This is a genomic window from Desulfamplus magnetovallimortis, assembly GCF_900170035.1.
Taxonomy (GTDB): Bacteria; Desulfobacterota; Desulfobacteria; order Desulfobacterales; family Desulfobacteraceae; genus Desulfamplus; species Desulfamplus magnetovallimortis.
Genome location: NZ_LT828544.1, coordinates 203,878 through 210,685 on the forward strand (window position 1 = coordinate 203,878; position 6,808 = coordinate 210,685).

Genomic DNA, 6,808 nt, shown 5'->3' on the forward strand with positions numbered 1-6,808 from the left:
CTTCGTATATCAGATAGAGAGATCATTGAAAAACTTGCTAAATTAGAAGCTGGTCAGGAATCACTGAGATCTGAAATGAAAGCTGGCCAGGAAGCACTGAGATCTGAAATGAAAGCAGGCCAGGAAGCACTTGGGAAAAGAATGGACGATTCAAATTCAACCATGCTTGTTTTTTTTAGTTCCCTTGTAACTTTAATAGTCGCTCTGTTTGGGTATATTGCCTGGGATCGACGTACCATGGTCAAGCCTGTAATTGACAAAGTTGACAGACTTGAACGTGAGATTTTAAATGATCTGGATTTTCATCATAATGATGGTTCCCTTTTAAGGCGACAGTTGAGAGAGAAGAATGGGGACAGGCACATAGTGCATATTCAAAATAATTCGGTTGACAATTATGGCTAAGCTAACTAAGCTATGATAAAGAATGAGGCAAGATAGGGCTTAATTTAGAAATCGCTCCCAGAATTATGATTAAAAGAGGTGTTATATGGAAGTAATAAGTATCTTTGAAGCGAAAAATAAGCTTTCCAAACTTATATCCGATATCGAAACAAGGAATACATCCTATTTAGTATGCCGGAATGGAAAACCAGTTGTTGAAATAGTCGCACATAAGTCAAAAAATCGATTAAAAGGGTCTCCAGAACTTTATGTTGATATCAACGGTGATATTTTTGACGATGACATGAGCGGAGATTTTGAATGTCTGAAATAATGCTTGATACATGCGGGTTGATTTGGCTTGTGAATGGAGGAAGTAAAATATCGAGAAAAACATTAGAAGCAATTGAAGAGGCAAAAATCGTCTATGTGAGTGCAGCAACAGCACTTGAGATCGGTTGCAAAACAGCAATAAAAAAATTGAAACTGCCTATGGATGCAGAAGAATGGTACAGTAAAGCACTTTCTATTCACGATCTTGTCGAAATACCGATAACAGGTAAAATTGCATTATTCTCAGCCTCTCTACCGTTGATTCACAAAGACCCAGCAGACAGAATTATTATCGCTACTGCAATTTTAAACTGCCTTCCTATTGTAACACATGACAGTAGATTTGACCAATATTCAGTTAAAGTTCTCAGATAAAAAGGGAAATGGGGGAAATGGAGGAAATGGGGAGCGGAACCGGTTCCATTCAATATATCCTGATATACCATTGTATGGAGATCTGTAAAACCACCTGAAAACTCAATCTCCTCACCAACCACAGTTATTGATCTGTATGTAGGGTTTCCTTTTCAAGCTCCTGCAAGGCATCAAGGTTCCATTTCAGCATAAGGGTTATTTCACAAAAGGCATCGGCACCTATTCTCAAGGCAAATCTTATATGGGCATCATGAAGATAGTTGGGGGAGCAGATACTTACAAAATCAATTCCTTAATAAATTTCTCAACTTTTTACTGAACACAAGCCCCACCTCATGCACGGTTATCCCCTTGATGCCTCTGTATTTCTCTGCATAACCCTTTTCCTGAATCTGCTTTAACGCTGGATTGTGATCCGGATTTTCCAAAGGATTCAAGGCATCCATTTTGTTATTTGTATCAATAATATTAATATTATCCTGATCCATAACCTTTATCTCCATAACATAAACATGATTCCCCAACTTTACAGTCATGTCAACCTGTCCGTGATTGGTTATATCCTCGGGAATAATCTCTGCATCAAGGGAAGAGAAAAAGGCATAAAGTACAGAAGCATAATACCCTTCATAGTCGGCAATATCGTTGTTTGTAAAATTTCGCCATGGGATTGATGCAAAAAGGCGTTTTATAACCTGCACCATTCCCACAACATCTCCTTGCTCTAAGCAATCATATAAATTATCCTGCAATTCTATTTTTTCATTCACAAGATCAGTATAGGCATTTATGAAATGGTCATGCAAGGCAATTTTAACTTCAAAATTGGGGATTTTAAGCTGAAACATAAGCCGCTGGCGACGGGTAAAGGTTCTTTTTATAGTGAGATAGCCACTCTGGAAAAGCAGGGTCAAGGGGTTTATCTTTTCCACCTCAAAGGAATCTATGATTTCCTCTGTGACCACAAGATTTTCAAGGGAAGGGAGAAAATAGCGGTTTTTTTGAAACAGCTTTACCAAAAAAGTGGGGTTACCGGTTTCAAACCAGTAGGCTCGATAAGACATTTTATTATGAATAAATAATAGAATATCATAGGGATTATAAACGGGAGTGTTGCCCAGCCACTTATAACCATTGTACCAGTACATAAGTCTGTTACTGTCAACATTATTGAGATATTCTGAAAACTGATTGTCAACATCTTCATGGGTATAACCGCAGATTGTGGAATAATTTTCATTCAATGTAATATCAGTGAGTTGATTAACTCCACTGAAAAGGCTCACCTTGGAAAATTTGGTCACACCTGTCATAAAAACAAATTGAAGATGTGCATCCTGTGCCTTGAGGACAGAGTAAAGGTTTTTCAGTCCCTCCCGCATTTCGGCAGCAACTTTGCTGTTGTCAATATTATCAAGTATTGGCTTGTCATATTCATCAACAAGAACCACAGCTTTTTGATTATATTTTTTTGCACTGTTCATTATAAGATCTTCAAACAGCCCTGGAATGTCAATGTCAAGGGAAGGTTCAAGATTCAATTGCTGTTCGTTGGATCTGATGATTTTTCTGATACGGTTATCCAGATCTTTGCGGTTCTTAAGCACTGCACCTGCAAAATCAATAACAATTACAGGGTATTTTTGACTCCAGTTCCATTTATCATGAATGTAAAGCCCTTTAAAAAGCTCTTGATTGCCTTCAAAAATCTCTTTTAAAGTATCAATAAAAAGGCTTTTGCCAAACCTTCTCGGTCTTGATAGAAAAAACGCACCTGGTTGACAAATTAATTGGTATGCCATTTTTGTTTTATCAACATAAATACAGTTTTTTTCAATGATTTTTGAAAGCGTGTTGATGCTCAGAGGTAAATTTTTCATGTGGACTCCTTGCTATTCATTTCAGATATTCACGAACATCAGGGTTGTATAAATCCATACCATCATCCCGCATTCCCATGGCAAGGATATTATTTTTACTGAGATATGCCACCTGGTCATCTAAAATATTAAGTGATGCAAATATGGGTATGAGCTTTTTTTCTCCTATGACTGGAAACCACATATTGAGTTCCGGAATCAGACTAATGAATTCTCTAATATATTCTGTTCTTGGAGTTGCCTTTGTTTCTACTATAAAAATAAGGTCAGATGTTTCAGCAACCACATCAAATTCCCGTCTTTGGGTTCGGTCAGGGCTGATTTTACGGTACCTTACCGCAAAAGAATCAAACTCTTCAATTCCAAAATATTGACGAGCTACTCCATTCACACCAGGTGCCACAATGTCCTCCACAATAGTACCCATTTTGTTGGCAAGTTCTCCCCACTCCTTGTTTCTTCTTTTCCGATCAGCTTCACTTTCAATTCTGTATCGGGTCATCTCATTTTTAAACTCTCTCATTTCATCTTTAAATTCTCCCATCTCGTTCTTAAATTCTTTCATCTCGTTCTTAAATTCTTTCATCTCGTTCTTAAATTCTTTCATCTCGTTCTTAAATTCTTTCATCTCGTTTGCTAATTCCTGGACAGCCATATCTGTCTTCATGGATTGATATGTCAATTGCATCATCATTTGTTCCAAGTCACTTACCCGTTCTTTTAAAGCTGCTTCTCCCATTAGTCTCTCTCCTTACTTATTATTGATTTAATAAATTTTTTAATGTTGTACTGAACACAAGCCCCACCTCATGCACGGTTATTCCCTTGATACCTCTGTATTTTTCTGCATAGCCTTTTGCCTGAATCTGTTTTAGTGCCGAATTGTTGTGCTGTATCACATTGACATCATCACCGTTAATATCATCAATATTAGCATTATCCACTACCTTTATCTCCATAACATAAACATGATTTGCTAACTTTACAGTCATGTCAGCCTGCCCGTGGTTTGTTATATCTTCAGGTATTATCTCTGCATCCAGGGAAGAGAAAAATGCGTAAAGCACAGAGGCATAATATCCTTCATAATCAGCAAGATCGTTGTTTGTAAAATTTCGCCAGGGGATTGATGCAAAAAGGCGTTTTATAACCTGCACCATTCCCCTAACATCTCCTTGCTCTAAGCAATCATATAAATTATCCTGTAAACCTATTTTTTCATTCACAAGATCAGTGTAGGCATTTATAAAATGGTCATGGAGTGCGATCTTTACTTCAAAATTGGGTATTTTAAGCTGAAACATAAGCCGCTGGCGACGGGTAAAGGTTTTTTCCACAGTCAGATATCCACTCTGGAAAAGCAATGTCAAAGGATTGATCTTTTCAATATCAAAGGAATCTATAATTTCTTCTGTGACAACAAGGTTTTCAAGGGATGGCAGAAAATAGCGGTTTTTTTGAAATAGTTTCACTAAAAAAGTGGGGTTTCCTGTTTCAAACCAATAGTTTCGGTATAGCATTCTATTATGAATAAACAATAAAATATCGTAAGGATTATAAACATTAGTATTGCCCAGCCACTTATAACCATTGTACCAGTATTTAAGTTTTTCCCATTGAACATTATCAAGATGTTCTGAAAATTGACGCTCCATATCCCCATGGGTGTAACCACATATTGTTGAATATTGCGTATTTAATGTAATATCTGTGAGCTGATTAACACCACTAAAAAGGCTGACCTTGGAGAATTTCGTTACACCTGTCATAAAGACAAATTGAAGATGTGCATCTTGTCCCTTGAGGACAGAGTAAAGATTTTTCAAGCCTTCCCGCATTTCAGCGGCAACTTTACTGTTTTCAATATTATCAAGTATTGGTTTGTCATATTCATCCACAAGAACTACAGTTTTATTGCCATATTTCTTATCTGAAAGCCTTATAAGTTCGCCAAAGGTTCCGGGAATATCTCTGTTTAAATTAAGTTTGATTTGTAAATTATCAGCATTGTCGTAAAGGATTTCATATATCCTTTTGTCAAGGCGTTCGCTATTTTTAAGGGTACCATCAGAAAAATCAATTTTTATTACTGGAAATTTTTGACTCCAATCCCATTTATCATGAATGTAAAGTCCTTTAAAAAGCTCTTGATTGCCTTCAAAAATCTCTTTTAAAGTATCAATAAACAAGCTTTTACCAAATCTTCGGGGTCTTGATAGAAAAAACGCACCTGGTTGACAAATTAATTGGTATGCCATTTTTGTTTTATCAACATAAATACAGTTTTTTCCAATGATTTTTGAAAGCGTGTTGATGCTCAGTGGTAAATTTTTCATGTGGACTCCTTGCTATTCATTTAAAACGTACATGGCTGATGACCGCCACAATCGAAGAGATGAAAGTCGTTTTAAAAACAGGCTGTTACCGAGACTTTCATATAAACGGCCATGGCAGAGCCATCTGCCACAACGAAGCATGAAAGTCTTTATATGTCAGTAAATTATGGAGAACATTCAATAAAATTAAATATCATAACAATATTTTCATTAATTTAATAAATAATTCAATTTTTTACTAAAAACAAGTCCCAACTCATGAACAGTTAAGACTTGCGACTCATCTTCTTATGCGAGGAACTGATATCAGAACCATTCAATCACTTTTGGGTCACAAAAATGTTGAAACAACGATGATATATACCCATGTTTTGAATCAATGTGGGCAAGGAGTCAGAAGCCCACTGGATGACCTTGACATTTAAAAGGAATTCAGGCAAGCATCAGGGAAGTCATATCACGGACAAAAACGATAATATACAAAGGAGTCAATAATGAGACCTCCACAATTTGAAAAAAGCATATTGTTTCTGTTGATGCTTCTCCTATCCCTTTTGGCTGCTCAAACAAGTGCAGGCAAGAATAAAACCATCACCAATAAACTTGGTATGACGTTTGTCCTGATTCCAGCAGGGAAATTTGTAATGGGAAGCCCTGAAACAGAACCTGGAAGAGACTGGAACGAGATGCTTCATACTGTTACAATCTCAAAAAGTTTTTATATGCAGGAGACTGAAGTTACCCAGGGACAATGGAATGCCCTTGTGGAGGAGAATCCTTCTGCTTTCAAGGATTGTGGTGCTGCATGTCCAATGGATACTGTATCATGGAATCAATGCATGCAGTTTATATCATTCTTAAATCAATATGAAAAAACAACAAAATACCGGCTTCCCACCGAAGCTGAATGGGAATATGCATGCAGAGCCGGCACTGCAACTGCGTTTTATGGTGGCAATATGACGGAAGATGGATGCACACCAGTTGATCCTGTGCTTGATGCCATTGCCTGGTATTGCGGCAATTCCGGTTACAAGAATCCCCCTGATGTGCTCCGGCCACACCCTGTAAAAACAAAAGAGCCAAATGCATGGGGACTTTATGACATGCACGGCAATGTTCAGGAGTGGTGCCTTGATTTCTGTAAATGGCGGGAGATCTGGAGTTTTAAGGGCAGAACCGGTGTTATAACATCTACATACAAAAACAATATTGTGGATCCCCTTTCAAAAACAGGAGATCACAGGGTGTTTAGGGGAGGTGCATGGCATCAGCCACCGGGATTCCTGCGAAGCGCAAACAGGGGATACTATAAACCTGTTGCAAAAAGAAACAGCCTTGGTTTCAGGATTGTAAAGGAACTTTAAAAATATGATCATGCAAAAGAGCTGTTTGACAAATATGAGTGGCTGGCAGACACAGCTTCAAAACAGCATCACATCTATATCTCAACTTATGGATTATATTGATACTTTTCCATCACGCTTTAATGATGATCTA

General features: G+C 37.5%; 7 protein-coding genes and 1 pseudogene. 5 read left to right on the plus strand and 3 right to left on the minus strand.

What is annotated here, in order from left to right; translation table 11 throughout:
• From MTBBW1_RS11080 to MTBBW1_RS11090, 3 genes are all read left to right on the plus strand, one after another.
• Positions 1-405: hypothetical protein (locus tag MTBBW1_RS11080; RefSeq protein ID WP_186441215.1), on the plus strand; the 405-nt coding region annotated here is incomplete at its 5' end.
• Positions 406-490: 85 nt separating this feature from the next.
• On the plus strand, positions 491-718 hold the full coding sequence (locus tag MTBBW1_RS11085) for a type II toxin-antitoxin system Phd/YefM family antitoxin (protein WP_080803368.1): 228 nt from the start codon (positions 491-493) through the stop codon (positions 716-718).
• Entirely contained in the window at positions 706-1,092 is a 387-nt protein-coding gene (locus tag MTBBW1_RS11090; RefSeq protein ID WP_080803370.1) for a type II toxin-antitoxin system VapC family toxin, read from the plus strand. The genes MTBBW1_RS11085 and MTBBW1_RS11090 overlap by 13 nt, the downstream gene beginning before the upstream one ends.
• A gap of 284 nt (positions 1,093-1,376) precedes the next feature.
• On the opposite strand, the gene MTBBW1_RS11100 is transcribed toward MTBBW1_RS11090, so the two are convergent.
• From MTBBW1_RS11100 to MTBBW1_RS11110, 3 genes are read right to left on the minus strand one after another with little or no spacing between them, the layout of a single operon-like run.
• Complete coding sequence (locus MTBBW1_RS11100; RefSeq protein WP_080803376.1) at positions 1,377-2,972, minus strand: ATP-binding protein; 1,596 nt, start codon at positions 2,970-2,972, stop codon at positions 1,377-1,379.
• A 16-nt stretch (positions 2,973-2,988) separates the two neighbouring features.
• Complete coding sequence (locus MTBBW1_RS11105; RefSeq protein WP_080803379.1) at positions 2,989-3,711, minus strand: hypothetical protein; 723 nt, start codon at positions 3,709-3,711, stop codon at positions 2,989-2,991.
• Between the two features lie 19 nt (positions 3,712-3,730).
• The gene (locus MTBBW1_RS11110; protein ID WP_080803381.1) at positions 3,731-5,308 is read right to left on the minus strand and encodes an ATP-binding protein; all 1,578 of its coding nucleotides are present in this window, start codon (positions 5,306-5,308) and stop codon (positions 3,731-3,733) included.
• Between the two features lie 272 nt (positions 5,309-5,580).
• Between MTBBW1_RS11110 and MTBBW1_RS11115 the strand changes: the two are divergent.
• A pseudogene (locus MTBBW1_RS11115) lies at positions 5,581-5,733 on the plus strand (tyrosine-type recombinase/integrase); the annotation flags it as partial.
• A 69-nt stretch (positions 5,734-5,802) separates the two neighbouring features.
• Entirely contained in the window at positions 5,803-6,675 is an 873-nt protein-coding gene (locus tag MTBBW1_RS11120) for a formylglycine-generating enzyme family protein (RefSeq protein WP_080803384.1), read from the plus strand.
• Positions 6,676-6,808: the final 133 nt, after the last annotated feature.